At 68.6% G+C, this 25,658-nt stretch carries 22 protein-coding genes; 11 read left to right on the forward strand and 11 right to left on the reverse strand.

All coding sequences use genetic code 11. The annotated features are described in order from the left end of the window. Positions 1–124: 124 nt before the first annotated feature. From AC1DR7_RS14355 to AC1DR7_RS14365, 3 genes are read right to left on the reverse strand one after another with little or no spacing between them, the layout of a single operon-like run. Positions 125–379, reverse strand: a complete 255-nt coding sequence (locus tag AC1DR7_RS14355) for a DUF6587 family protein (RefSeq protein WP_256777184.1) — start codon at positions 377–379, stop codon at positions 125–127. Beyond that, positions 379–2,235: a ferrous iron transport protein B gene (gene feoB, locus AC1DR7_RS14360; RefSeq protein WP_256777185.1), complete on the reverse strand. Its 1,857-nt coding sequence runs from the start codon at positions 2,233–2,235 to the stop codon at positions 379–381. The genes AC1DR7_RS14355 and feoB overlap by 1 nt, the downstream gene beginning before the upstream one ends. After that, complete coding sequence (locus tag AC1DR7_RS14365; RefSeq protein WP_256777187.1) at positions 2,232–2,486, reverse strand: FeoA domain-containing protein; 255 nt, start codon at positions 2,484–2,486, stop codon at positions 2,232–2,234. The genes feoB and AC1DR7_RS14365 overlap by 4 nt, the downstream gene beginning before the upstream one ends. Positions 2,487–2,603: 117 nt before the next feature. On the opposite strand from AC1DR7_RS14365, the gene AC1DR7_RS14370 reads away from it, so the two are divergent. The 7 genes from AC1DR7_RS14370 to AC1DR7_RS14400 all read left to right on the forward strand — a co-directional run bounded on the left by AC1DR7_RS14370 (position 2,604) and on the right by AC1DR7_RS14400 (position 9,488). Continuing rightward, positions 2,604–3,392, forward strand: a complete 789-nt coding sequence (locus AC1DR7_RS14370) for an enoyl-CoA hydratase-related protein (protein ID WP_478052873.1) — start codon at positions 2,604–2,606, stop codon at positions 3,390–3,392. 11 nt (positions 3,393–3,403) lie between these two features. Beyond that, positions 3,404–3,790, forward strand: coding sequence for a VOC family protein (locus tag AC1DR7_RS14375; protein ID WP_256777189.1), 387 nt, complete (start codon positions 3,404–3,406; stop codon positions 3,788–3,790). Positions 3,791–3,983: 193 nt separating this feature from the next. Further along, entirely contained in the window at positions 3,984–4,877 is an 894-nt protein-coding gene (locus AC1DR7_RS14380) for a hydroxymethylglutaryl-CoA lyase (RefSeq protein WP_457319827.1), read from the forward strand. Further along, positions 4,874–7,441: a sensor domain-containing protein gene (locus tag AC1DR7_RS14385; protein ID WP_457319825.1), complete on the forward strand. Its 2,568-nt coding sequence runs from the start codon at positions 4,874–4,876 to the stop codon at positions 7,439–7,441. The genes AC1DR7_RS14380 and AC1DR7_RS14385 overlap by 4 nt, the downstream gene beginning before the upstream one ends. A 78-nt stretch (positions 7,442–7,519) precedes the next feature. Continuing rightward, the gene (locus AC1DR7_RS14390) at positions 7,520–8,290 is read left to right on the forward strand and encodes an SDR family NAD(P)-dependent oxidoreductase (protein ID WP_256777192.1); all 771 of its coding nucleotides are present in this window, start codon (positions 7,520–7,522) and stop codon (positions 8,288–8,290) included. A 78-nt stretch (positions 8,291–8,368) separates the two neighbouring features. Continuing rightward, positions 8,369–8,935, forward strand: a complete 567-nt coding sequence (gene yeiP, locus AC1DR7_RS14395; protein ID WP_038688595.1) for an elongation factor P-like protein YeiP — start codon at positions 8,369–8,371, stop codon at positions 8,933–8,935. Further along, positions 8,925–9,488, forward strand: coding sequence for a hypothetical protein (locus AC1DR7_RS14400; protein WP_478052876.1), 564 nt, complete (start codon positions 8,925–8,927; stop codon positions 9,486–9,488). The genes yeiP and AC1DR7_RS14400 overlap by 11 nt, the downstream gene beginning before the upstream one ends. A gap of 12 nt (positions 9,489–9,500) precedes the next feature. Here the strand turns inward: AC1DR7_RS14400 and AC1DR7_RS14405 are convergent, their stop codons facing one another. The 4 genes from AC1DR7_RS14405 to AC1DR7_RS14420 form a co-directional block, all read right to left on the reverse strand. Next, on the reverse strand, positions 9,501–10,235 hold the full coding sequence (locus tag AC1DR7_RS14405; RefSeq protein WP_457319144.1) for an MliC family protein: 735 nt from the start codon (positions 10,233–10,235) through the stop codon (positions 9,501–9,503). Between the two features lie 99 nt (positions 10,236–10,334). After that, positions 10,335–10,724 carry a nuclear transport factor 2 family protein gene (locus AC1DR7_RS14410; RefSeq protein ID WP_457319145.1) on the reverse strand — a complete coding sequence of 130 codons (390 nt, stop codon included), beginning with the start codon at positions 10,722–10,724 and terminating at the stop codon, positions 10,335–10,337. A gap of 1 nt (position 10,725) precedes the next feature. After that, complete coding sequence (locus tag AC1DR7_RS14415) at positions 10,726–13,839, reverse strand: multidrug efflux RND transporter permease subunit (protein ID WP_478051396.1); 3,114 nt, start codon at positions 13,837–13,839, stop codon at positions 10,726–10,728. A gap of 732 nt (positions 13,840–14,571) precedes the next feature. After that, positions 14,572–15,726, reverse strand: a complete 1,155-nt coding sequence (locus AC1DR7_RS14420; protein WP_457319148.1) for an efflux RND transporter periplasmic adaptor subunit — start codon at positions 15,724–15,726, stop codon at positions 14,572–14,574. Between the two features lie 126 nt (positions 15,727–15,852). On the opposite strand from AC1DR7_RS14420, the gene AC1DR7_RS14425 reads away from it, so the two are divergent. Both AC1DR7_RS14425 and AC1DR7_RS14430 read left to right on the forward strand, forming a co-directional pair. Further along, positions 15,853–16,599, forward strand: coding sequence for a response regulator (locus tag AC1DR7_RS14425; protein WP_457319149.1), 747 nt, complete (start codon positions 15,853–15,855; stop codon positions 16,597–16,599). Further along, on the forward strand, positions 16,599–17,663 hold the full coding sequence (locus tag AC1DR7_RS14430; protein WP_256777198.1) for an ATP-binding protein: 1,065 nt from the start codon (positions 16,599–16,601) through the stop codon (positions 17,661–17,663). The genes AC1DR7_RS14425 and AC1DR7_RS14430 overlap by 1 nt, the downstream gene beginning before the upstream one ends. On the opposite strand, the gene AC1DR7_RS14435 is transcribed toward AC1DR7_RS14430, so the two are convergent. The 3 genes from AC1DR7_RS14435 to AC1DR7_RS14445 form a co-directional block, all read right to left on the reverse strand. Further along, a complete protein-coding gene (locus tag AC1DR7_RS14435) occupies positions 17,641–19,455 on the reverse strand; it encodes a DUF7844 domain-containing protein (protein WP_478051405.1) in 1,815 nt (604 codons plus the stop codon). The two genes, AC1DR7_RS14430 and AC1DR7_RS14435, sit on opposite strands and share 23 nt — an antisense overlap. Next, positions 19,455–19,751: a DUF2388 domain-containing protein gene (locus AC1DR7_RS14440; protein WP_256777200.1), complete on the reverse strand. Its 297-nt coding sequence runs from the start codon at positions 19,749–19,751 to the stop codon at positions 19,455–19,457. The genes AC1DR7_RS14435 and AC1DR7_RS14440 overlap by 1 nt, the downstream gene beginning before the upstream one ends. A 61-nt stretch (positions 19,752–19,812) precedes the next feature. Then, entirely contained in the window at positions 19,813–21,201 is a 1,389-nt protein-coding gene (locus AC1DR7_RS14445; RefSeq protein WP_256777201.1) for an FAD-binding oxidoreductase, read from the reverse strand. Between the two features lie 190 nt (positions 21,202–21,391). On the opposite strand from AC1DR7_RS14445, the gene serA reads away from it, so the two are divergent. After that, positions 21,392–22,633 (forward strand): phosphoglycerate dehydrogenase, encoded by a 1,242-nt coding sequence (serA, locus tag AC1DR7_RS14450; protein WP_256777202.1) that lies wholly within the window; start codon positions 21,392–21,394, stop codon positions 22,631–22,633. Positions 22,634–23,350: 717 nt separating this feature from the next. Here the strand turns inward: serA and AC1DR7_RS14455 are convergent. Beyond that, complete coding sequence (locus AC1DR7_RS14455; protein ID WP_457319479.1) at positions 23,351–23,932, reverse strand: NUDIX hydrolase; 582 nt, start codon at positions 23,930–23,932, stop codon at positions 23,351–23,353. A 184-nt stretch (positions 23,933–24,116) separates the two neighbouring features. Between AC1DR7_RS14455 and AC1DR7_RS14460 the strand changes: the two genes are divergently transcribed. Continuing rightward, positions 24,117–25,595, forward strand: a complete 1,479-nt coding sequence (locus tag AC1DR7_RS14460; RefSeq protein ID WP_256773875.1) for an amino acid permease — start codon at positions 24,117–24,119, stop codon at positions 25,593–25,595. Positions 25,596–25,658: the final 63 nt, after the last annotated feature.

The raw sequence follows: 25,658 nt of genomic DNA on the forward strand, positions 1-25,658 counted from the left end.
CCGTTCCGGCGTGCGGACACCTGCCAGCCGCGCATGGCGTGGCTCTACCGGGATTCGGCACATCGGCATCTGCAAGCCACGCATGGCGGGGCTCTACCGGTGATGGCGCGACAGGCGCGCCGGCTCAATGCTGCTTCGGCGTGCTCGGTCCGCAGCTGTCGCAGCCGCCGCACGCCCCGGCACTACCGGTAGCGGGCGGGGCGATCTTCCGCCCCAGCGTCTGCAGCCACGCGGCACGCTGCGGCTTGACCAGTCCCAGCGCGATCGCGCCGCGCACCGTGCGCACGACACCGGGGAACTGCTTTTTCAGCACCACCCACGCGCTGAACAGCACGATCAGCGCGACCACGATGTACTGCAGTAGCAGGCCGGCGCCCATCAGCCGCCGCCCAGCGCCACGGTCACCTGGTAGGTGACCAGCGCGGCGATGTAGGCCGCCGCGAACAGGTAGAAGGTGGCAAAGCCGACCTGCTTCCAGGAGTTGGTCTCGCGTTTGATCGTGGCCAGGGTGGAAATGCACATCGGCGCATAGATGAACCACACCAGCAGCGACAGGCCGGTGGCCAGCGACCAGCCATTGGCGACCACCGGGGTCAACGCCTGGATCGCGGCGTCGTCATCGGCGGCCGACAGTGCGTAGATCGTGGCCAGCGAGGACACCGCCACTTCGCGCGCACCCATCCCCGGGATCAGCGCGATGCAGATCTGCCAGTTGAAGCCCAGCGGCGCGAAGATCACCGCCATCGCATGGCCGAGCTGGCCGGCAAAGCTGTAGTCGATCGCCGGCATGGTCGCCCCGGGCGGCGCGGCCGGGAATTTCAGCAGCACCCACAGCAGGATGGTCAGCGACAGGATGATGCCGCCCACGCGCTTGAGGAAGATCATGCCGCGCTCGTACAGGCCCACCGCCAGGTCGCGCGGGTGCGGGATGCGGTAGGACGGCAGCTCCAGCATCAGCGGATGCTCGCTCTTGTCGCGGCGCCACTTCTTCATCACCCACGACATCGCCAGCGCGCTGAGAATCCCGGCCACGTACAGGCCGAACAGCACCAGCCCCTGCTGGCTGACGAAGCCCCACAGGGTCTTCTGCGGAATGAACGCACCGATCAGCAGCGCATACACCGGCAGGCGCGCCGAACAGGTCATCAGCGGCGCCACCAGGATGGTGGCCAGGCGATCGCGCGGGTCCTGGATGCTGCGGGTGGCCATGATGCCGGGCACCGCGCAGGCGAAGCTGGACAGAAGAGGGATGAACGAGCGCCCGGACAGGCCCGCCGAGGCCATCATGCGGTCCAGCAGGAACGCCGCGCGCGGCAGGTACCCGGATTCTTCCAGGGCCAGGATGAAAGCGAACAGGATCAGGATCTGCGGCAGGAATACCACCACTCCGCCGACGCCGGCGATGATGCCGTCGGTGAGCAGACTGGACAACGGGCCTTCCGGCAGCACCGCGCCGACGTGCTCGCCGAGCCAGCCGAAGCCGGCCTCGATGCCATCCATCAGCGGCGTGGCCCAGGCGAACACGGCCTGGAAGATCAGGAACATCACCACCACCAGCGTCAGCAGCCCGAACACCGGGTGCAACAGCCAGCGGTCCAGCGCGTCATCGATCCTGGCCGTGCGCGTGGGCATGCTCACCGAGGCGGCCAGGATGCCGCGCACCTGGGCGTGGTAGTCGGCCTCGCCGGCCGGCACCGCGACCGGTGCCTGCAGGTGCGGCACCATCGCATCGAGCCGCTCGACCAGCGCCTGGGCGCCGTTGCGGCGCACCGCCACGGTTTCCACCACCGGCACCCCGAGAGCCTGTTCCAGCGCGGGCACGTCGATCTTGATGCCACGCCGCTGCGCCGCATCGACCATGTTCAGCGCCACGATCATCGGCTTGCCCAACTCGCGCAGTTCCAGCGCGAAGCGCAGGTGCAGGCGCAGGTTGGTCGCATCGATCACGCACAGCAGCACATCCGGTGCGGCCTCGCCCGGGTAGAAGCCCCGGCACAGGTCGCGGGTGATCGCCTCGTCCAGGCTGGCCGGCTGCAGGCTGTAGGCGCCGGGCAGGTCGAGCACGGCGAACTCGCGGCCGGACGGTGCACGCAGGCGGCCTTCCTTGCGCTCCACGGTCACGCCGGTGTAATTGGCCACCTTCTGGCGGCTGCCGGTGAGCTGGTTGAACAACGCGGTCTTGCCACTGTTGGGGTTGCCGACCAGGGCGACGCGCAGGGATGCGGCGGCGCTCATGCGCCCGCTCCGGCCGGGATCGCGGTGATCTCGATGCGGCTGGCTTCGCTGCGGCGCAGGGCGAAACGGGTGAAACCGACCTGTACCAGCAGCGGCTCGCCACCCACCGGGCCGCGGGCGACAAGACGCACGTCTTCACCCTTGACGAAGCCCAGCTCGCGGAGGCGACGGGCGATGGCATCGTTTGCGTGCAGGTCCCGCACCGACTCCACCAGGGCGGAATCGTGCAGCGGCAGATCGGACAACGTCACGGAGCGCCTTCTTGCCAATCAGAATGGTTCTCAATTCTAGCATCGCCGCGCCGCGTCATTGCCCGTGACCGATGGCCCGCTATGATTCGTACATGTATGGAGTAATCGCAGGTTCCCATGAGTGATGCACTACGGATAGAACGCAGCGCCTCGGTGCTGACCCTTTGGCTGAACCGCCCCACCCTGCACAACGCCTTCGATGCGGCACTGATCGCCCAGCTGACCGCCGCACTGGAGGCGGCCGGGCGCGATGAACACGTGCGCGTGGTGGTGCTGGCCGGCCAGGGCGCCTCGTTTTCGGCGGGCGCGGACATGCAGTGGATGCGAGGCATGGCCGCTGCCAGCGAGGAGGACAACCGCCAGGACTCGCTGGCCCTGGCCCGGCTGATGCGCACCCTGGACGAGCTGCCCAAGCCCACCATCGCCCGCGTGCAGGGCGCCGCCTTCGGTGGCGGGGTCGGCCTGGTCGCCTGCTGCGACATCGCCATCGCCAGCACCAGCGCCCGCTTCGGCCTGACCGAAAGCCGGCTGGGCCTGCTGCCGGCGGTGATCTCGCCCTATGTGATCGACGCCATCGGCCCGCGCCAGGCGCGCCGCTGGTTCGCCACCGGCGAGCATTTCGATGCGGACACCGCGCTGCGGATCGGCCTGGTCCACCAGCTGATCGAACCTGAACGCATAGATGAAGCCGTGCAGCGCCAGATCGGCCTGCTCGACAAGGCCGGCCCGATCGCCTCGGCCTCGGCCAAGGAACTGGTGCGCCGGGTCGGCATCGGCCGCGACCGCGACGCGCTGGACCGCGACAATGCCGCGCTGATTGCGCGCCTGCGGGTGTCGGCCGAGGGGCAGGAGGGCCTGGGCGCCTTCCTGGACAAGCGCGCCCCGCATTGGGTCACCCAGGACTGAAGGACGTCATCATGCTCGACCATATCGGTATCCGCTGCGCCGACTTCCCGCGCAGCCTCAGCTTCTTCCAGCAGGCCCTGGCCCCGCTGGGGATCACCGTGGTGATGCAGGTCAGCGCCGCCCAGACCGGCGACCACGACCATGCCGGCTTCGGCCGCACCGGCAAGCCGGACTTCTGGATCGGCAACGCGCCCGGCGCCCATGGCGGGGTGCATGTGGCCTTCAGCGCAGGCAGCCGGGCCGAGGTGGATGCCTTTCACCAGGCCGCGCTGGCCGCCGGCGGGCGCGACAACGGCGCGCCGGGCATCCGCGAGCATTACCACCCCGATTACTACGGGGCGTTCGTGCTGGACCCGGACGGCAACAACATCGAAGCGGTCTGCCAACGCCCCGGCTGAACGCCCGGCGCCCGCCCTGGGGCGACCCTGTCATCCACCGCGGGCTGGCCGCTTTGTCGCCCATCCCGCGTATCCCCCTTTCGTGGCCTACCGGGGACCGTGGGCCGCCTCCCTTCTTCTGGTACTCCTGTGATCCGACTCCTGCCCGTTCTGCTGCCTGCTGTGCGCCTGCCCGTCCGCCGGGAGGCCCGCCATGGATGATTTCGTCCGCATCGTCGAAGTGGGCCCGCGCGATGGTCTGCAGAACGAAGCACAGCCGGTGGCCACCGCCGACAAGATCGAACTGATCCGGCAGTTGTCGCTGACCGGCCTGCGCACCATCGAGGCCACCAGTTTCGTCAGTCCGCGCTGGGTGCCGCAGCTGGCCGATGCCGCCGAGGTCTACGCCGGCATCGAGCGCCGCCCCGGCATCGCCTATCCGGTGCTGGTCCCCAACGAACAGGGCTACGATCGGGCACGCGCGGTCGGCGTGGAGGAAGTGGCCGTGTTCACCGCCGCCTCGGAAACCTTCAACCGCACCAACACCAACGCCGGCATCGACGAATCGCTGGCACGCTTCGCGCCGATCCTGGCGCGCGCCAAAGCCGACGGGGTGAAGGTGCGCGGCTACGTCTCCACCGTGCTCGGCTGCCCGTACCAGGGCGAGGTCGCGGTGAGCGAAGTGGTCCGCGTGGCACGTGCGCTGCATGACATGGGCTGTTACGAAATTTCGCTGGGCGACACCATCGGCGTGGGCACCCCGCGCAAGGCGCGGGCGATGCTGCATGCGGTCGCCGCCGAGGTGCCGATGGCCGCGCTGGCGGTGCACTTCCACGACACCTACGGACAGGCGCTGGCCAACATCGATGCCTGCCTGGAGGAAGGCGTGCGCGTGGTCGATTCGGCCGTATCCGGCGCCGGCGGCTGCCCCTATGCCAAGGGAGCCAGCGGCAACGTCGCCAGCGAAGACGTGGTGTACCTGCTGCATGGCATCGGCATGCGCACGGGTATCGACCTGTCGGCGCTGGCCACCACCGGCCGCTGGCTCGCCGCACGGCTGGGCCGGCAGACCGGCAGCAAGACCGGCAAGGCGCTGGCGGCCACATGAGCCGCAGCGGCCCGCGCAGGGACGTCGCGGTCGGTGACCATCTCACCGCCCACGTCCACGCGCTGGCCGCCCTGGATCGCGCCCTGGCGCAGCCGCCGGACGAACAGGGCCTGCGCCCCCTGCTGCGCGAGGTGCAGCAGGCCCTTACCCAGGCCATGGACGAGCGCCAGCTGGCGCTGCGCCGCTACGCCGCGCTGTTCGACGCGGTACCCGACCCGGTCAGCATCCTCAGCCAAACCGGCGTGGTGCTGGACCTCAACAAGGCCGGCGTGCGCGCCTACGGACGGCCGCGCGAGGAGATCGTCGGCCAGCCGATCGAACTGTTGAACCCGGACCTGCCCAGCGACCACCTCGACCCGGTCTGGGAAGCGCTGCGCCGCGATGAAACCTACGTCATCGAGGTGACCAACATGCGCGGCGATGGCAGCCGCTTCCCCGTGGAAGTGCATTCGGCCGGCTTCGAGCACCAGGGCGAGCACTGCATCGTGGCGGTAGCGCGTGACCTCAGCAGCCGCTGGCAGGCCGAATCGCGCTACCGGTTGCTGATGGAATCCATCGACAAGGGCGTGGTCCTGTTCGATACCCACCTGCGCGTGGTCTCGGCCAACCCGGCCGCGCATCGCATCCTCGGCATGGCCGGCAACGGCGGCAGCCTGCAGGCGATGCTGGCCCCGGACGACTGGATCTGCGTGGACGAACATGGCCACCCGCTCACCCGCGAGCAGTGGCCGGCCGCGGTGTCGCTGCGCACCGGGCGCACCATCCGCAGCACCATCGTCGGGCTGTACCACCGCCCGCGCGGGCGCATGATCTGGATCTCCACCACCAACGTGCCGGTGTTCGGCACCGGCCGCGATTGCCCGGACCACGTGTTCGGGCTGTTCAGCGACATCACCGAGCTCAAGCGCAACAACGCCCTGTTCGACCGCGCCCAGTCGCTGGCGCACATCGGCGGCTGGGAATGGGATCGCGGCCTGCAGCGCCTGTACCTGACCGACGAGGCCAGCCGCATCCTCGGCCAGTCGCTGCCGCTCACCGACATGGCGCACCTGCTGGAATGCCTGCGCCTGGATGATCGCTCGCAGCTGCAGCAGGCGCTGCTTGAGGTGATCGACCGGCAGGTGCCGTTCGAGTTGGAACTGCAGGGCCAGCGCGGCGACGGGCACTCGTTCTGGGTGCGCATGATCGGCGAGGCCGAGCCCGGTGACGTCAACGCCGCACGCATCGCCGGCACCGTGCAGGACATCACCGCGCGCAAGCAGGCCGAGGAAACCCTGCGCATCCAGGCCCGCACCGACCCGCTCACCGGCATCATGAACCGCGATGCGGTGCTCAACGACCTGGCCACGCGCATGGCCAACCCCACCCATTGCCAGGTGGCGGTGCTGTACATCGACCTGGACCGCTTCAAGACCGTCAACGACCTGCTCGGCCACAACGCTGGCGACGAACTGCTGATCGATGCCACCCGCCGCATCGCCACCGCGATCGGTACCGAAGGCCTGCTGGCGCGTTTTGGCGGCGACGAGTTCCTGGTGATCTGCGACACCCGCGACCAGGCCGACCAGCCCGAGCGCCTGGCCGAGGCGATCACCCGCGGCTTCAGCACCCCGTTCCGCTTCGGGGCCGACGAGTTCGCGGTGACCACCAGCATCGGCATCGCGCGCGCGCCGCAGGACGGGCTGCGTCCGCAGCAGCTGATCCAGAACGCAGACATCGCCATGTACGACTGCAAGCGCCGCACCCGCAACGGCTGGCAGGTGTTTTCCCCGGAACTGGCGCAGCGCCAGAACGACCGGCTGCAGATCGAAAGCCGCCTGCACCGTGCGCTGGACGATGACGAGTTCCACCTGGTCTACCAGCCGCAGGTCAACCTGCACAACGGCCAGCTGGTGGCCGCCGAAGCGTTGATCCGCTGGCGCAACTCGCAGTTGGGCGAGCTGCGCCCGGACATCTTCATCGGGCACGCCGAAAGCACCGGCGACATCGTGCGGATCGGCTTGTGGGTGCTGCGCGAGGCGTGCCGACAGGTGCGGGCGTGGCAGGATGCCGGGCTGGGCATCGTGCGAGTGGCGGTCAATGTGTCCTACCGCCAGTTCGTCGGCGAGGACCTGGCCCGCAACGTGGGCCAGGTGCTGGACGAATTCGGCCTGCCCGGCACCGCGCTGGAGCTGGAGTTCACCGAACGGGTGCTGATCGAGGATGCCCCGGACACCCTGCAGACCTTCGCGCGCCTGCGCGAGATGGGCGTGCTGCTGACCATCGACGATTTCGGCGAAGGCTACAGCGCCCTCAACTACCTGCGCCGGCTGCCGATCCACGGGCTCAAGCTCAGCCAGCTGTTCGTCGAGGGCGTGCCCGGCAACCGCTCGGACGTGGCGGTGTGCGAAGCGGTCTGCGGCATTGCGCGCAGCCTGGGCCTGGGGCTGGTCGCCGAAGGCATCGAATCGGAGCCGCAGCGGCAGTTCCTGCAGGGGCTGGGAGTGGCCGTGGGCCAAGGCTTCCTGTTTGCGCCCGGGCTGGCGCCGGACGAGTTCGCACGGCGCCTGGCGCAGCGCCACTGAGCGCCGCGCGCAGCGCACAACGGCGACAGCGCCGGCTTCCGCTAGAATCGGCGGTTCTTGAACCAGCGGAAACACGCAATGCAGCTGTCTTCTGTCCGCGCCGTCATCACCGGCGGCGTCTCCGGCCTGGGCCTGTCCGTGGCCCAGTACCTGGTGGCCCACGGCGCCAAAGTCGCCCTGTTCGACCTCAACGACGACAAGGGCGCGGCCGCCGTGGCCGAACTGGGCGAGGCCAACGCCCGCTATTTCACCACCAATGTCAGCGATGAAGCGGCCGTGGCGGCGCAGATCGATGCCGCGCACGACTTCCTCGGCGGCCTCAATGCGGCGATCAGCTGCGCCGGCATCCTCGGCGCCGGGCGCGTGCTGGGCAAAGAGGCCCCGATGCCACTGGCCAGCTTCCAGAACACGGTGATGGTCAACCTGGTTGGCAGCTTCAACGTCGCCAAGGCCGCCGCCAACCGCATGCAGCACAACACGCCCGGCGACGACGGCGAGCGCGGGGTGATCATCAACACCGCCAGCGTCGCCGCCTATGAAGGCCAGATCGGCCAGGCCGCCTATGCCGCGTCCAAGGGCGGCGTGGTCAGCATGACCCTGCCGATGGCACGCGAACTGTCGCGCTTCGGCATCCGCGTGATGACCATCGCCCCGGGCATCTTCTGGACTCCGATGGTCGATGGCATGCCGCCGGCCGTGCAGGAATCGCTGGCCGCGTCGATCCCGTTCCCGCCGCGCCTGGGCAAGCCGGACGACTTCGCCGGCCTGGTCGGCCATATCCTCGGCAACACCTACCTCAACGGCGAGACCATCCGCCTGGACGGTGCGGTGCGTCTGGCACCCAAGTAAGCACGTCCGCCGTAGCGGCGGACACCGCAGGGCACCCGGCATGGTGCCCGCCACCTCCCACGAACCGACCTTCAGTCCATGAAAGCCAACGACATCAAGAAAGGCAACGTCGTCGAGTACAACAACGGCGTCTACCAGATCCGCGACATCGAACGCAGCTCGCCGCAGGGCCGCGGCGGCAATGTCCGCTTCCGCTTCATCATGTACAGCGTGCCGGGCGGCAACAAGCTCGATGCCAGCTTCGACGCCGACGACAACCTGCCGGAAGTCGAGCTGCTGCGCCGCCAGTCCACCTATTCCTACAAGGACGGCGATGCGTTCGTGTTCCTGGACGACGAGGACTACACCCCGTACATGGTCGATGCCGACGTGCTGGGCGATGACGCCGGCTACATCACCGACGGCCTGACGGGTATCTACGTGCAGGTGATCGACGAAACCCCGGTGGGCGTGCAGCTGCCGACCAGCGTGGTGCTGGAAGTGGTCGAGACCCCGCCGGAAATGAAGGGGGGCACCGCCACCAAGCGTCCAAAGCCGGCCAAGCTCAGCACCGGGATCGAGATCATGGTGCCGGAGTACATCGCCAACGGCGAACGCGTGCTGGTCAACACCGCCACCGGTGAATTCGCCGGCCGTGCCGACTAAGCGCATCGCCCTGCTGGCTTGCCTGTCCCTGCTCGCGGCGTGTTCGCCGCGAGCAGCGGACGGCACTGTGGACGGGGTGGATGCCGCCTCGCCCGTGGTCGGCAAGGAGGCCGTCGCCGCACCGGAAATCCCTTCCCAATCGCCGGCGACGGAAAACCCGCTGATCGAGGCCGACGCCAACACCGGCATGCCGGATCTGGACGACCTCGAGCGCGCGCGCGCCAACGCTGGCTGCGAGGTATCCAACGACATCGGCGATGTGGACGACATCCGCATCTACTGCGCGATGCCCGCCGATGTCCGCGCGTTTCTTGAGCGCGAAAACACCTGCCAGCATTTCGCGGGCGAAGAAGCCTACGACCAAGAACGTCGCGTCGAGCTTGAGGCCGCCGACAAACGCTACTGCCAGGGCCGCGAACGGATCTTCGCCGATCTGTACGAACGTCACCATGCGGATTGCGCCCTGCGCGAGGCGTTGATCGGCGTGGGCAACCGCTACGACCTGTTCACCGACGTCGCGCCGGATCACTGCCGCCCGCAGGACGTGCGCTGACCCGCCCAGCGGTTACGGCTTGGCCGCCAGCGCAGGCGCGCCGGCGAAATCCCCACAGCCGTGGTACTGCCGCGCGCCCACGGTCAGCATCGCCGTGGTCCCGAACGTCTGCCCGCTCATGTCGTCCTGGCAGACCGTGCGCTGGAAGGTCAGCTTGATATCGGTGCCATCGGCGGCCTTGCCAGACCAGCCATCCTTCCCTTGGGTCGGGGTGGGGATCTCGAAGGTGCGCTGCCCGTAGTCGGTTTCCACGCGCAGGCTTGGCGTTGCGCCCGCGGGGACTTCGGCTACCCAGCCGGGCTCGTTGCCGGTCGCGCGGAAGCCCGCATGGGCCGTGCTTCCAGCGGCGGGCGCGGGCGCTGCCGCGCCTTCTTCGCCCGAGCCGGTGCAGATGCGATCGGCCTCACCCTTCAGGCTGAGCGCGCCTTCGGTGGTGCCCTTGGTCCAGAACGTGTTGCCCTGCCCGTCGCCGTATTTGGCACCGGAGGCGGCGACCTCCGAAGACATCGCATAGGTCCGCTCGCCCACCACCACCGTGGCCGAATCCTGGCCGCGATAGGTCGCGTGTACGGCCACATCGCCGCACTGGAAAGCATAGCTGCGCTCATCGGTGGTCGCGGCGGCCGGCGGTGGCGGTGCTTCGCTTGCAGCGCCTGCCGACGCGGCGCCGTCGCCCTGCTGCGCGGGCTGGCAGGCGCTCAGTCCGGCCGCGATGGCCAGGCTCAAAAGCCATGGGGATGCACGCATGTTGGACTCCTTGCGGTTGTTGCGATCAGCCAACCATCCTAGCCCGCAGGCTGCAGCGGGAGGTGAAGCAGCCCTGACTCCACGGGCTGCGGCATCGGTTCAGACCGCGCGCGGCGGCAGCAGTGCGATCGACAGCAGGTGCACGCCGGCCGCGTTCGATGCACTGGCCCACACCCGCAGCAGGCGCAGCGCGCGCGCGTGTTCGCCGGCCGCGTCGGCATACCGCAGCCGCACGTCACTGGATACCAGGGTCAGCTGCCCGCACACCAGTGACTCCACTGCGGCCTGCTCGAGCGCGGTGATCCGCAGCTGCCCGGTTGACCACCCCGTGAGGCAGGGATGGGCGCCCAGCCACTGCCCTGCCCCGTCACTGAAGAACAACGAGGGCGACAGCCAGGCCTGCAGTGCGTCCACGTCATGCGCCAACAGCAGCTGCAGCACCTGTGCCTCGGCCGTGGCGATGGTGGTATCAATCACGGTGGTACTCATCTCATTCCTCCCGGCCTTGCCGCCATGGCCAGCGCCAGCGGCGTGCGCCCTGCACCAGTACGTAGAACAGCGGCACGAAGAACACCGCCAGCACGGTGGCGGTCAGCATCCCGCCGAATACCCCGGTGCCGATCGCATGCTGGGTTTCAGCCGACGCGCCGGTGGCCAGCATCAACGGCACCACGCCCAGCGCGAACGCCAGCGACGTCATCAGGATCGGGCGCAGCCGCAGCCGTGCCGCCTCGATCGCCGCGTCAACCAGGCCATGCCCCTGCAACTGCAGCTGGCGCGCAAACTCCACGATCAGGATCGCGTTCTTGGCCGACAGCCCGATCACGGTGATCATTCCGACCTTGAAGAACACATCGTTGGGCAACCCGCGCAACAGCACGGCCGCCACCGCGCCCAGCAGGCCCAGCGGCACCACCAGCAGCACTGCCGCCGGGATCGACCAGCTTTCATACAGCGCGGCCAGCACCAGGAACACCACCAGCATCGACAGCAGCATCAGCCACGGCGCCTGCGCACCGGAGGCGCGCTCCTGCAGCGACTGCCCGGTCCAGGCCAGTGCGAAGCCGGCCGGCAACTGCCGCGCCAGCCGCTCCATCTCGGCCATGGCCTGGCCGCTGGACGCGCCCGCTGCCGCATTGCCGGACAGGCTCAGCGACGGGAAGCCCTGGTAGCGTTCCAGCTGCAAGGGCGTCTGCGACCACACCGGGGTGACCAGCTCGGCCAACGCCACCATGCCGCTATTGGCATTGCGCACATGCAGCTTGAGCACGTCATCCACCTGCATGCGGTGCGGTGCGTCTGCCTGCACGATCACCTGTTGCAGGCGGCCCGCATTGGGGAAATCGTTGACGTACTGCGAGCCCATCGCCGCCGACAGCGTGTCACTGATCGCACTGAAGCCCACGCCCATGGCCTGCGCCTTGTGTCGGTCGATCTCCAACCGCACGGTGCTGCCCGCTGGCAGGCCTTCGGCATGCACGTCGCGCAGCAGCGGGCTTGCGGCGGCCAGCGCCAGCAGCTGCTGTTGTGCCGCCTGAAGCTGCGCCGGGCCCTGGCCGCTACGGGCCTGCAGGCGCAGGTCGAACCCGGACGAGGTGCCCAGGCTGTCGATGGCCGGCGGCGTCACCACGATCACCTGGCCTTCCGGCGCGGCGGCCATGGCCTGCTGCGCGCGTTCCACCTCGTCGGCCACGGTGGCACCGGCGCGCGCGTCCCACTCGTTGAGCATGGTGTAGGCCATCGCCGCGTTCGGCCCGGACCCCGCGAAGCTGTAGCCCATGATCGCCTGGTTGGAGGCGATGCCCGGGCGTGCGGCGATGTGCGTCTCGTAGCGTTGCATCACCTCCAGGGTGCGCTCGGCGGTGGCATCGGCCGGCAGCTGGATGGAGGTCATGAAGTAGCCCTGGTCCTCTTCGGGCAGGAACGCGCCGGGCAGCAGGTGCAGACCCATCCCCAAGGCCACCACGAGGGCGGCGAACACGGCCATGCTGCGCCCACCGCGCTGCAGGATGCGCACCACCTGCCCCTGGTAGCCGTCGGTCATGCGCGCCATGCCGCGATTGAACGCACCGAAGAAGCCGCCTCGCCCGTGGTGGCCGCGCGTGCTCGGCTTGAGCAGCGTGGCACACAGCGCGGGGGTAAGGGTCAGCGCGAGCAGCGCCGAGAACAGGATCGATACCGCCATGGCCAGGCTGAACTGCCGGTAGATCGCGCCCACCGAACCGTCGGCAAGCGCCATCGGAATGAACACGGCGGTGAGCACCAGGGTGATGCCAATCACCGCACCGGTGAGCTCCTTCATCGCCTTGGCGGTGGCCTCGCGGGGTGGCAGGCCTTCTTCGGCCATGATCCGCTCAACGCCTTCCACCACCACGATGGCATCGTCGACGATGATGCCAATCGCCAGCACCATGCCGAACATGGTCAGCACGTTGATCGAAAAGCCCGCCGCCAGCATGACCGCGAAGGTGCCCAGCAGCGCGATCGGCGCCACGATGGCCGGGATGAGTGTGTAGCGGATGTTCTGCAGGAACAGGTACATCACCGCAAACACCAGCACCATCGCCTCGACAAGGGTGATCAGCACTTTCTGGATCGAGATCGCCACGAATGGCGCGGTGTCGAACGGCACCGTGGACTCCATGCCCACCGGCAGGGTTGGCGCGAGTTCGGCCATGCGCGCGCGTACCGCGCCGGCCACCTTCACTGCGTTGGCGCCGGGCGACAACTGGATGGCCGCCGCGGTTGCCGGCGCGCCGTTTTCGCGTGTGGACCACGCATAGTTTTCCGCGCCCATCTCGACCCGGGCAACATCACCGATGACCACCCGGGAGCCATCCGGATTGGCGCGCAGCACGATGGCCGCGAACGCCTCCGGCGTACTCAGCTGGCCCTCCACGGTGAGGGGAATGGTGACCCGCTGGCCCGGCAGCGCCGGCGAATCGCCGACCCGGCCGGGGGCGATCTGCGCATTCTGTTCGCTGATCGCGGTGGTCAGGTCGCCCAGAGTGAGGCGGTAGGCCACCAGCTGGGCGGGGTCAACCCAGATCCGCATGGCGCGTTCGGCACCGAACAGCTGCACGCGACCCACGCCGTCGATGCGCCGCAGTTCTTCGACGATGTTGCGCGCCATGTAGTCGCTCAGAGCCACTTCGTCCAGGCGGCCATCGGTGGAGCGCAGCCCGACCAGCATCAGGAAGCCCGAATCGGCGGCCTCCACGCCAAGCCCGTTCTGGCGCACCGCCTGCGGCAGCCGCGATTCGATCGCCTTGATGCGGTTCTGTACGTCCACCTGGGCCAGCTCCGGATCGGTGCCCGGGCGGAAGGTAGCGGTAATGGAGGCCTCGCCCGAGGTGTCGGTGGACGAGGAGAAATACAGCAGGTGCTTGACCCCGGACAGCTCGCGCTCGATCAGCCCGACCACGGCATCGTTCATGGTCTGCGCCGACGCGCCGGGATAGCTGGCATAGATGCTGATGCTGGGCGGCGCGACGCTGGGATAGCGCTCGATCGCCAGGCGCGGAATGGCCAGCGCTCCGGCCAGCACCACGAAAATAGCCAGCACCCACGCAAACACCGGGCGCTCAATGAAAAACTGCGGCATGCAACTTCCTCTCGCCGGCGCACCGCCGCGAAAGCAGCCGGTGCAGTGGCATCGTCATCCACAAAAAAGGTTCTTCGTCGTACTGCGGGATTGCTCAAGCCACTGCGATGCAAGAGCAAGAGCTACTGTCCGCGCCTGCACCGGGCTGGGCAGGTGCGGGTGGGGTTACGGGACACGCYGCAAGTCCCGCTCCGCGGCCCGGCCCAGCCGCTGGCGGCTGGGCGTTCGGTCGCATGCGAGGCAATGCCTCGCAAGCAATGCGCCCTCACCCATGTAAGCTCCGTCGCCGCATCCATGCGGCTCAGGGTCCCGYSAACCCACCCCCACCAGCCCCTGACACATTTCGGTGCGCACAGGAGAGCGAAGCGACCAGCGCGTCAGCGAGCTTTATCCCAAGCCTTTGCGCTCAGCCCGAAGCCCGCCCTGCTACAGCCGCGCAGCGACGCAAAGGACATACGGACGTTGCGTCGCTTGTTGCTCGCCCAAGGCCACCAGCCCACTGTCGAGGGTCGGGGTGGGTGGGTTCACGGGACCCTGAGCGCCATGGATGGCGCGACGGACGGAGCCTCCACGGGTGAGGGCGCATTGCTTGCGAGGCACTGCCTCGCATGCGTCCGAACGCACAGCCGCCGGCGGCTGGGCCGGACCGCGGAGCGGGACTTGCGGCGTGTCCCGTGAACCTACCCGCCCCGGCCCAGCCACAGAGCAGGTTCTGAAGGCAGCTCTGGCCTTTCAGCTTTCGCTTTTCGCCTTCACACCAGCAGCAGCCGGCCGCCAGGGCCGGGCCGTCACCGCCATCCCTTCCTGCAACCGCTCCTGCCCCTCCACCACTACCCGCTCGCCCGCCTGCAGCCCGTGGCTCACCACGTACTGCCGGTCCACCAGACCATCCACCTCGATCGTCCGGATCACCGCCTTGCCCTCCTTGTCCACTACCCATGCATACGACTGCCCGCCCGTACTGCGCAGCACTGACTGCTGTGGCACCAACAACGCACCCACCTGTATCCCGCGCGGCACCCGCGCCCGCACGAACATCCCCGGCAACAACCGCCGCGCCGGGTTGTCCACCACGATCCGCAACACGATATCGCCGGTCTCCGCGTCCACATTGATCCCCGAAAACAGCATCCGGCCCTGCTCCGCATACGGCGTCCCGCCCGTCCCCAGCAATGTCACCGGCAAGCCCTTCGCCGCATCCAGCTGACCGGCCACCACCGCACGCTGGATACCCTCCAGCATCGACGCCGGTTGGCGCACATCCACGTATACCTGGTCCAACTGCTGCACCACCGCCATCGGCGTCGCATCGCTCGCGGTCACCAGCGCCCCTTCGGTCACCAGCGCCTGATCGATACGCCCGGCGATAGGCGACTCCACCGTGGCATAGCGCAGATCCAGCTGCCGCCGCGCCAGCGTCGCACGCGCCTGTGCCACGTCCGCCATTGCCTGCTGGTGCTCGGCATGCGCGTCATCGCGCGCCTGCTGGCTCACCGCCTGCGCCGCCGCCAGCGAACCCAGCCGCTCCGACTGCACCCGCGTCCGCGTCAACGCCGCCTCACTGCGCTGCAGCGACGCCCGCGCACTGTCCACCTCCGCACGGAAGGCGGCCGGGTCGATCTGGAACAGCGGCGTACCGGCCTGCACCTCCGCTCCCTGCGCGAACAGCCGCCGCTGCACGATCCCGCCCACCTGCGCGCGGATCTGCGCCGTACGCACCGCCGCCACACGTCCCGGCAGTTCATCGTCGCGCTGCACCGTCGCAGACGAAAGCGACACCACGCTCACCTCCGGCGCCGCCACTGGCGCCACCGTTTCCCTGGCACATGCCGCAAGCATGACCGCAAGCACCGCCCATACAGCGGTTTGAATCCTGTTGGTTTTCATCAGCAGCACAGGGCCGCACGCGCGACCAGAATCATGAATGGCGAAGTCTGCAGCGCCTGCGTGGGGTTTCGATGGAGGAACTGTGGAGATACGATGGAGCACAAGCACCTTCTGGCCCTGCCCCGCATGCACGCCACCGATTCACCCAGCGCCGCCGCGCACTGGGACCGCTCGCTCAACGGGCTCGTCCTGATCGTCGAAGACGAACCCGAGATCGCCGACATCATCGCCGCCTACCTGCATCGCGAAGGCCTGCGCACGCTGCGCGCCCAAGATGGCCTGCACGCGCTGGCGCTGCATCGCAGCGCCCGACCGGACCTGATCCTGCTGGACGTGCAGATGCCCGGGATGGATGGCTGGACGGTGCTCAACACCCTGCGCCAACGCGGCGACACCCCGGTCATCATGCTCACCGCACTGGACCAGGACCTGGACAAGCTGACCGCGCTGCGCATGGGCGCCGACGACTACGTGGTCAAGCCGTTCAATCCGGCCGAAGTGGCCGCGCGCGCCCGCGCCGTGTTGCGACGCACGTTGAATGCACGCCCGGCCGCCCCGCCCGGCATCCTGCGCGTGGGCACGCTGCTGATCGATGCCGAGCACCATTGCGTGCAGGTCGAGGGTGAGGGTTACAGCCACGAGCTGCTGCTGACCCTGACCGAGTTCAAGCTGCTGCACTGCATGGCCCTGGCGCCGTCACGGATCTTCAGCCGCAGCGAGCTGATGCACCAGTGCCTGCCCGAAAGCGAGGCGCTGGAGCGTACCGTCGACAGCCACGTCAGCAAACTGCGGCGCAAGCTCGATGACGTCGGCCTGGAAAACGTGCCGGCCAGCGTGCGCGGGGTCGGCTACCGGCTCGCGGCAGACCATTGATGCGCCGCCCGGGCCTGAGCCGGCACATCGTGGTGTCGATGTCGTTGATGGTGCTGGCGGTCATCGTGATGATGATCCTCAGCTCCTACCTGCTGTATGCCGTGCTGCTGGAGTTCTATCCCAATGCCGACGAGCCGGTGGACTGGGCGCCCACCGGCCCGGAGCTGGTGTGGATGGCCGGGGTCACGCTGATCGGCCTGACGCTGGCGGTGGCGGCGTCGGTGCGGCTTTCCCAGCGCATCCTCACCCCGCTCAACGCGGTGGTCGACAGCATCGGCAGGCTCGCCGAGGGCGACCTCGGCGCACGCGCTACGGCAAGCGACCGCTCACTGGGCGAGGTGGCCCTGCTGGTGGATGACTTCAATGCGATGGCCCGGCGCCTGCAGAACCAGGACGCCGACCGGGCGATGTGGCACGCGGCGATCGCCCATGAACTGCGCACCCCCGTCACCATCCTGCGCGGTCGCCTGCAGGGTCTTGCCGAGGGTGTGTTCCAGCCCGATGAGGCCCAGTTCCGCAGCCTGTTGGCGCAGGTCGAAGGCTTGTCGCGGTTGATCGAAGACCTGCGCGTGCTCAGCCTGGCCGACAGCGCGCGGCTGGACGTGCGCCGGGCCCGCAGCGACGTGGTGCAGGAAGTGCACTCGGTGATGACCCTGGTCGATCCCGGCTTCCGCAGCGGCGGCTTCGTGCTGGAGCTGGAGACCTCGCGCGAGGAGCATCCGGCCCACTGCGATCCCACCCGCGTGCGCCAGGCGCTGCTGGCCCTGCTCGACAACGCGCGGCGCTACGCCACGCCGGGGCGGGTGCGGATCGCCGTGCACGACACCGCCACCCACGTGCAGGTATCCGTCGATGACGAAGGCCCGGGGATCGACCCGAACGTCAGCGCGCAGATTTTCGAGCCGTTCCTGCGTGGCGATGGCTCGCGCTCGCGGCAGCGCGGCGGCAGCGGCCTGGGCCTGGCGGTGGTCAAGGCAATCGCCGATGCCCATGGCGGTCGCGTGTTCTGCACGGCCAGCGCGCTGGGTGGCGCGCGGTTCGTCATCGAACTGCCGCGCCAGTAGCGGCCTCGGTACGGGCGAGCGTGCGCATGCGCTGGCCGAGGCGCTCCAGGTTGTCATCGATGACTGCCAGTTCCTGCTGCTGCGCCAGCGGCAGGCGCGCGCGCAACTGGTGCTGCAGCTGCTGCCAGGCCGGTACGCCGCGTTCGCTGATCCGCGCGGTGGCCGCTGCCGCAGCCGCCCGCTCGCTGCCCAGCGGCACGCCATAGCCGCCCGGCACCAGCGCCGCAGGGGTGACCAGTTGGCCGGTGTCGCGCAGCAGCGCCATCAACGTATCGCGCGCGGCGTCCGCGCCGTCGGCCGGGTGGGCCAGCGTGCGTTTCAGCGCGGCACGTGCACGCAGTTCCCCGCGCTGGCGCGCGGCCTGTTCCAGCAAGAGCAGCGCCGAGGTGGCACGCAGGCCGCCCTGCTCCACCCACGCCGCGCGCTGCGCGGCCGGGCGCTGCAGCCATGCGTTGACCGTCGCGCTGCCCAGCGGCAGCTCGGCACGTGCGACGTCGAACAACTGCTGGTAGTACGCCTCCGCCGAGGCGAAGTAGTAGCCTTGGCGCAACGCCTCGCTGCGGTCCCCCAGCACCGTGCCATCGGCATGCCCCTGCCGCTCCAGTCGCGTCAACAGACCGCGCGGGGTGATCCGATTCAGCCCGGGCGTCGCCCAGCGCGGCACCCCTTCCTGCAGCAGCTTGCCGGTCTCCACCGCGCAGTTGTTGCTGACGAACCTGTAGCGTCCGCTGTAGCTCCACTGCACCTGCGCCACGCGTTCGAGCAGGCTGGCAATCTCCGTTGGCTGCAGCCGTAGCGGCACCGAGGACAGCCCGCGCAGCTCCACCTGGGTGTACTCGTTGATCACCTGGTTCAACGGCAGCACGAACAGCCGCGACGGATACGCGCCGGTCAGCCCCCGCCAGCTGGAGATCTGGACATCGCCGACGAACGCGCGGAAGGACAGCACCCGGTGGTAGGACAGGTCCATCCGGCAGGCCGGACCGGGCGGCCGCCCGGGTGCGCAGATCACCAGCCGCAGCATGCTGTGGCCCCAGCGACTCATCATCTGGTCGTTGCCCTCGGCCAGCAGGTAATCGACCGCGTAGACGCGCGCCGGGTCCACTGCCAGCAGCGAAGCCGCGCCGGTGTTTTCCTCGGCCTGCACCAGCGGCAGCGCTGCATCGCAGGCGGGCGTGTCCGCCAACGGGCCGATCTGCGCGGCGAACCACGCCGCCAGCGCAGGGCGACGGCAGGCGTAGCCGGGGTCGAGCAGGAAGTACTCGGCATTGACCGCCAGGTATTCGGCCGGGCTGCTGCGCTCGTAGTCGTCCGGGCTGCGGCCGCTGAAAGCGTTGCCGGTACGGCCCAGCCGCCAGGGGCGCTGCTGCCACCCACTGAGGTCGCGCCAGCGCGCGGTGCGCGACCAGCCGCCCGCCGCGCTGCGGTCCAGGATGTGGGTCAGCTCATGGATCAGCGCGGCCTGCACCGGACGCGGCAGTGGCTCCCCGTCCTGCACCGGGTCCAGCAAGGAACGGCGCAGCGCGATCGCGCCGTTACGGGCGCGGCCGTGCACGTGATCGGGAAGTGTGTCGGTCCAGCGCACCGGCACCGGTGCATCGAAGCGCGCCTGCCAGGTGAGGGGGAGCTGCGCCTGCACCTGCGCCAGCACGCGGCGCGCGGCCGCCTCCTGGACGGCATCCAGCCCCTGCGTCTGTAGATCCAACTGCAGCGCAGCGTGCGCCAGCGGCGCGGCCAGCAACGCCGCCAGGGCCGCCCAGCGCCAGCGGCGGGCCCGGCGGCGCGGTTGCATCACCGCGCCAGCAGACGCTTCGCCAACGCCAGGTCGCTGGCATCGCGCTGGGCGACGTCGCGCTCACGCAGGTGCAGCAGCGCCGCTTCCAGTCGCGCGCCACGGATCGCGCCGTCGCTGGCGACGAACGCGGCGGCATCTTCGCGTGCGTCGAGCACGATCTTGTCATCGCCCGAGCTGGACGAGCCGGCCGAGGAGGCGCCGGAGGCGGAACCGGCCGAAGAACCGGCGAAACTGGAGGCCAGCGCCGACAACGGCAGAGCAAGCACGGCAACAAGCAGGATCGGACGCATCATCAGGGTGTCGTTCGCGGTGGAAAGCACAGAGCGTATAGGTTGCGTGAAATCCTGTCGCGGCCTACAGGTCGAACAGCTTGCCCGGATTCAGCAGCCCTTGTGGATCAAACGCACGTTTGACCGCCTTCATCAGCGCGATTTCCGGCAGGCTGCGGGTGCTGTCCAGATAGCCTTTCTTGACCAGGCCGATCCCGTGCTCGGCCGAGATGCTGCCATCGAAACGCGCCAGTACCTGCGCCAGCAGCTTGGTGACGTGCTCGCACTGGGTCAGGAACTCGGCGTCGGGGGTGGCATCGGGCTTGAGCACGTTGATGTGCAGGTTGCCGTCACCGATATGCCCGAACCAGACCACGTCGAACTGCGGGTAAGCCTGGCCGATCAGGGCCTGGGTTTCGGCCATGAACGCGGGCATCGCCGAGATCCGCACCGAGACATCGTTTTTGTACGGCTTGTAGCGTGCGACCGCCTCGGTGATGCCTTCGCGCAGTCGCCACAGCTGTGCGGCCTGCGCATCGCTCGCACTGACCACGCCATCGCTGACCCAGCCCTGCTCCATGCAGGCCTCGAAGGCCGCCATCGCCGCGGCTTCCTGCGCCGCGTCGCCGGCCGCGAATTCGGTGACTACGTAAAACGGATGCACCTGGTCAAAGGGTGCCTGCGCGCCATGTGCCAGTACGTGTTCCAGCGCGCGGTCGGTGAAGAATTCGAAGGCCTGCAGTTGCAGCCGCTCGCGGAACGCGGCGAACACCTGCATCAGCACCTCGAAGCTGGGCAGCGCCAGCAGCATCACGTTGCTGGCCGGCGGCGGATCGGTCAGCCGCAGCGTGGCCTCCACGATCACCCCGAGGGTGCCTTCGGAAGCAATCAGGAGCTGGCGGAAGTCATAGCCGCTGGAGTTCTTGATCAGGCCCTTGTTGAGCTCAAGCAGCTCGCCGCTGGCGGTAACCACCTTGAGCCCGGCGATCCACTCGCGGGTGTTGCCATAGCGGATCACGCGGATGCCGCCGGCGTTGGTGGCGATGTTGCCGCCGATCGAGCACGAGCCGCGCGCAGCGAAATCCACCGGATAGATCAGACCGTGTTCCAGCGCGGCGTTGTGCACCGCTTCCAGCGCCATGCCGGCCTGCACGGTCAGGGTGCGGTCCACCGCATCGAAGGCCAGCGGCTTGTTCATCCGTTCCAGGCTGAGCACCAGCTCGCCATGGGCGGCCACCGCGCCACCGGACAGGCCCGTGCGGCCGCCCGACGGCACCACGGCCACGCGCTGCGCGGTCGCCCAGCGCAGGATCGCCTGCACGTCCTCGACGCTGCCCGGCAGTGCGATCGCCAGCGGCGCCGGGGTCCAGCGCCGGGTCCAGTCGCGGCCGTAGTGCTCCAGGTCGGCCGGGTCGGTCTTGAGCCGCAGCCCAGGGCAGTCCTGCAACAGCGAAGAAAGGCGCGGATCGGTCATGGCATCGGGACGGGGCAATGGAGTTCCCAAGCGTAGCAGACCCCCGTGGGTGTCCTGGCCGTCGGCATGCCCGCAGGCGGTGGCAACGGATGCATCTGAAACCATCGCCGCGTCCATTGGCGCACTGCACAATCGCCTGCCCGTTCTGGCATAGTTGGGCGCTCCCGCCCTACACGCTGCGCCCTTGCCCATGTCGCCGAAGAAGACCTCGTTCCCGAAGCAGGATATCCGCGTGCTGTTGCTGGAGGGGGTGAGCCAGACCGCGATCGACGTGTTCACCGCCGCCGGCTATTCGCAGATCGAACTGCACAGCAAGGCGCTGCCCGAAGACGAGTTGAAAGCGCGCATCGCCGAGGCGCACATCGTCGGCATCCGTTCGCGCACGCAACTGAGCGCCGAGGTACTGGCCCATGCCAAGCGCCTGATGGCGGTGGGCTGTTTCTGCATCGGCACCAACCAGGTGGACCTGGACGCAGCCGAGCTGGCCGGCATCCCGGTGTTCAACGCGCCTTACTCCAACACCCGCAGCGTGGCCGAGCTGGTCATCGCCGAAGCGATCATGCTCACCCGTGGCATTCCGCAGAAGAACGCCGAATGCCATCGCGGCGGCTGGTCCAAGTCGGCCGCCGGCAGCCATGAAGTGCGCGGCAAGACGCTGGGCATCATCGGCTATGGCCACATCGGCACCCAGGTCGGGGTGATGGCCGAGGCGATGGGCATGCAGGTGATCTTCCACGACGTGGAAACCAAACTGTCGCTGGGCAACGCGCGCGCGGCGATCAGCCTGGACGACCTGCTCTCGCGCGCCGATATCGTCACCGTGCACGTGCCCGAAACCCCGGCCACGCAGTGGATGATCGGTGCCGCCGAACTGGCGCGGATGCGCCCCGGCGCCCACCTGATCAACGCCGCACGCGGCACCGTGGTGGACATCGAGGCGCTGGACGCGGCGCTGCACAGCGGCCATATCGGCGGTGCGGCGCTGGATGTGTTCCCGATCGAGCCCAAGGGCAACGGCGATGCCTTCGTGTCGCCATTGACCGCGCACGACAACGTGATCCTCACCCCGCACGTGGGCGGCAGCACGCTGGAGGCGCAGGACAACATCGGCATCGAAGTGGCGGCCAAGCTGGTCCGCTACAGCGACAACGGCAGCACCCTGTCGGCGGTCAACTTCCCCGAAGTCACCCTGCCCGAGCACGAAGACAGCCTGCGCCTGCTGCACATCCACCAGAACGTGCCCGGCGTGTTGTCCCGGGTCAACGAGATCTTCTCGCGCCACAACGTCAACATCGACGGCCAGTTCCTGCGCACCGACCCCAAGGTCGGCTACGTGGTCATCGACATCACCGCCAGCGAGGCCCAGGCCACCGCCGTGCGCGAAGAACTGGCCGCGATCCCGGGCACCCTGCGGACCCGCGTGCTGTATTGATCGACGGCTGGGCTGCCCGGCGGCGGGATGTCGTGCCGCGCTGGCGCGCGGTTGCCGAGCATGGCTCGGCACTACCCGTGCGCGCGAGGTCCCGGTAGAGCCGAGCCATGCTCGGCTGCCTTTCGTTCCGGGATCGCGACGGCCTGATCCAGGCGTCGCACCGAGGTCAACCGCGACCGACGCGCCAGCCGGCGTTGGGCATCCGGCTGCGGACAATGATGCGGCGCTGCCTTGGTGCCGTGGTCCCGCGCTTCCGTGGTGCCGCGCTGCCGCGCGGTTGCCGAGCATGGCTCGGCACTACCGGTGCGCGCGAGGTCCCGGTAGAGCCGAGCCATGCTCGGCTGCCTTTCGTTCCGGCATCGCGACGGCCTGACCCAGGCGTCGGACCGAGGTCAACCGCGACCGACGCGCCAGCCGGCGTTGGGCATCCGGCTGCGGACGGTAGAGCCGAGCCATGCTCGGCTGCCTTCCGTTCCGGCATCGCGACGGCCTGACCCAGGCGTCGGACCGAGGTCAACCGCGTCCGACGCGCCAGCCGACGTTGGGCTTCCGGTTGCGGACGGTGGTGGCGCGGTGGCGCGGTGGCGTGGTGCCGCGCGGTTGCCGAGCATGGCTCGGCACTACCCGTGCGCGCGAGGTCCCGGTAGAGCCGAGCCATGCTCGGCTGCCTTTCGTTGCGGACCGAGCGCGTCGCAAAGGGACGATGCGCTTCGGTCGTTACCGCGCCAGCCAGCGCTTCGCCATCCGCGGCAACGAATCATCACCGTCCGGGGTTTCTATCGCCGCATTGGCCACGTCACGGATATCCCGCCAGGCCAACGCCAGCGATTCCTCGCTGATCGCGAACTGCTCGCTGCCCAGTGCACGCACCACGTAACGGGCATCGTAGTGCCAGTGGCCGGGTACGTCCTTGCGCTCGGGGATCCAGTGCTTGTCGATGTCGAACAGCTCGCCATCCTCCAGCACCAGCCCGCTCAGTCCGGACTCCTCCTCGGCCTCCTTCAGCGCCACCCGGGCCAGGTTGCGGTCGCCATCGGCGTGGCCGCCCAGCTGCAGCCAGCGGTCCAGCTTGCGGTGGTGGGTGAGCAGGACGCGCGCGCCGTCGGTGCTGACCAGCCATGCGCTGCCGGTGAAGTGGCCGGCCAGGCGCTCGCGCTGGAACGGGTTTTCCGCATCGTCCAACAATGTGCTGAATTCGTCAGCCAAGGCGGCGTGTTCAGGCTGGCGCCGCGCATATGCGGCCAGTTGGGCGCGCAGGTGGGCATCAGCAACGGCAATGGATTCAGGGTCGATCGACATGGGGGCGGGGGCGCGGGGCGGAATTTGTCGATTATCGCCGGCCCATGCTGCATTTGTGCTTGTGCGTGGGCTTCAGCTTTGGCTAAGGTACAGCGGGCCCCGCACCGTTGGGGCGCCCAGTTGCCATCAGGGTGTGCGGCAAAGTACCGCGCACCTCACCTTTGTCCATTTAGGGAAGCACTGCATGCTGAAGTCTCTGTTGAGGGTAAAACCGGTTGAACCGGCCGGGCACGTCGATGCCGGTGAGCCCATCGAAGGCAGCCTGGACGGCGAAGTCACGTTGAAACGGACCCTCACGGCGAAACACCTCATCATGCTCGGCATCGGTGCGGTGATCGGCGCAGGTATTTTCGTGTTGACCGGCCAGGCCGCGGCCAACCATGCCGGCCCGGCGGTGATGCTGTCCTTCGTGTTCGCCGGCTTCGCCTGCGCGCTGGCCGGCCTGTGCTACGCCGAGTTCGCGGCGATGATGCCGGTCTCCGGCAGCGCCTATTCCTACTCCTACGCCACGCTGGGCGAAGGCATGGCCTGGTTCATCGGCTGGTGCCTGGTGCTGGAGTACCTGTTCGCCTCGGCCTCGGTCGCCGTGGGCTGGTCGGCCTACCTGATCAGCTTTATCACCACCACGCTGCACATGCCCTTCCCCGACGCGCTCAGTGCCGCGCCGATCGCCTGGACCGGGCAGGAGTTCATTTCCTCCGGCAAGCTGTTCAACATGCCCGCGGTGCTGATCGTGGCGGCGGTGACCGGCCTGCTGTACGTGGGCGTGACCCAGTCCGCCTTCGTCAACGCCATCATCGTGGCCATCAAGGTGTTTGTGATCTGCCTRTTCATCGGCATCGGCGCGGCGCATGTGGACCCGGCCAACTGGCATCCCTTCATCCCCGAAAACACCGGCGTATCCGGCGAATTCGGCTGGAGCGGGGTGTTCCGCGCGGCGACCATCGTGTTCTTCGCCTACATCGGCTTCGATGCGGTCTCCACCGCCGCCGGTGAAACCAAGGATCCGCAGCGCAACATGCCGATCGGCCTGCTCGGCTCGCTGGCGGTGTGCACCATCGTCTACATCATCGTCTGCGCGGTACTGACCGGCATGCTGCCGTACCACCTGCTGGGCACCGACAAGCCGGTGGCCACCGCGCTGGAAGCCTACCCGAGCCTGTCCTGGCTGAAGACCGCAGTGGAAATCGGCGCGATCGCCGGCCTGTCCTCAGTGGTGCTGGTGATGATGATGGGCCAGACCCGCATCGCCTACACGATCTCGCGCGACGGCCTGCTGCCGAAGATCTTCGGCAAGGTCCACAAGCGCTTCCGCACCCCGTACTGGGCCACGATTGTCGTGGGCGTGCTGGCTGCGACGCTGGCCGGCCTGGTGCCGCTGAACGTGCTGGGCGAACTGGTTTCAATGGGTACCCTGTTGGCCTTCGCCACGGTCTGCATCGGCGTGCTGATCCTGCGCTACACGCGCCCGGAACTGCCGCGTCCGTTCCGCGTGCCAGTGGTGTGGATCATCTGCCCGCTGGGCGCGCTGTCGTGCCTGTTCCTGTTCTGGCAGGCCTTCGCGGTGCATTGGCACCTGTTCCTCGGCTGGACGCTGCTGGGGCTGTGCATCTACTTCGGCTATGGCATCCGCCACAGCAAGCTCAACAAGACCTCCGCCTGAGTGCTGCCGGGCCGGCCTTGCGCCGGCCCGGTGTTTTGACACGTCGTACCTGAGAAGACACCC

The sequence above is a fragment of the Stenotrophomonas sp. P5_A9 genome (genome assembly GCF_056400525.1).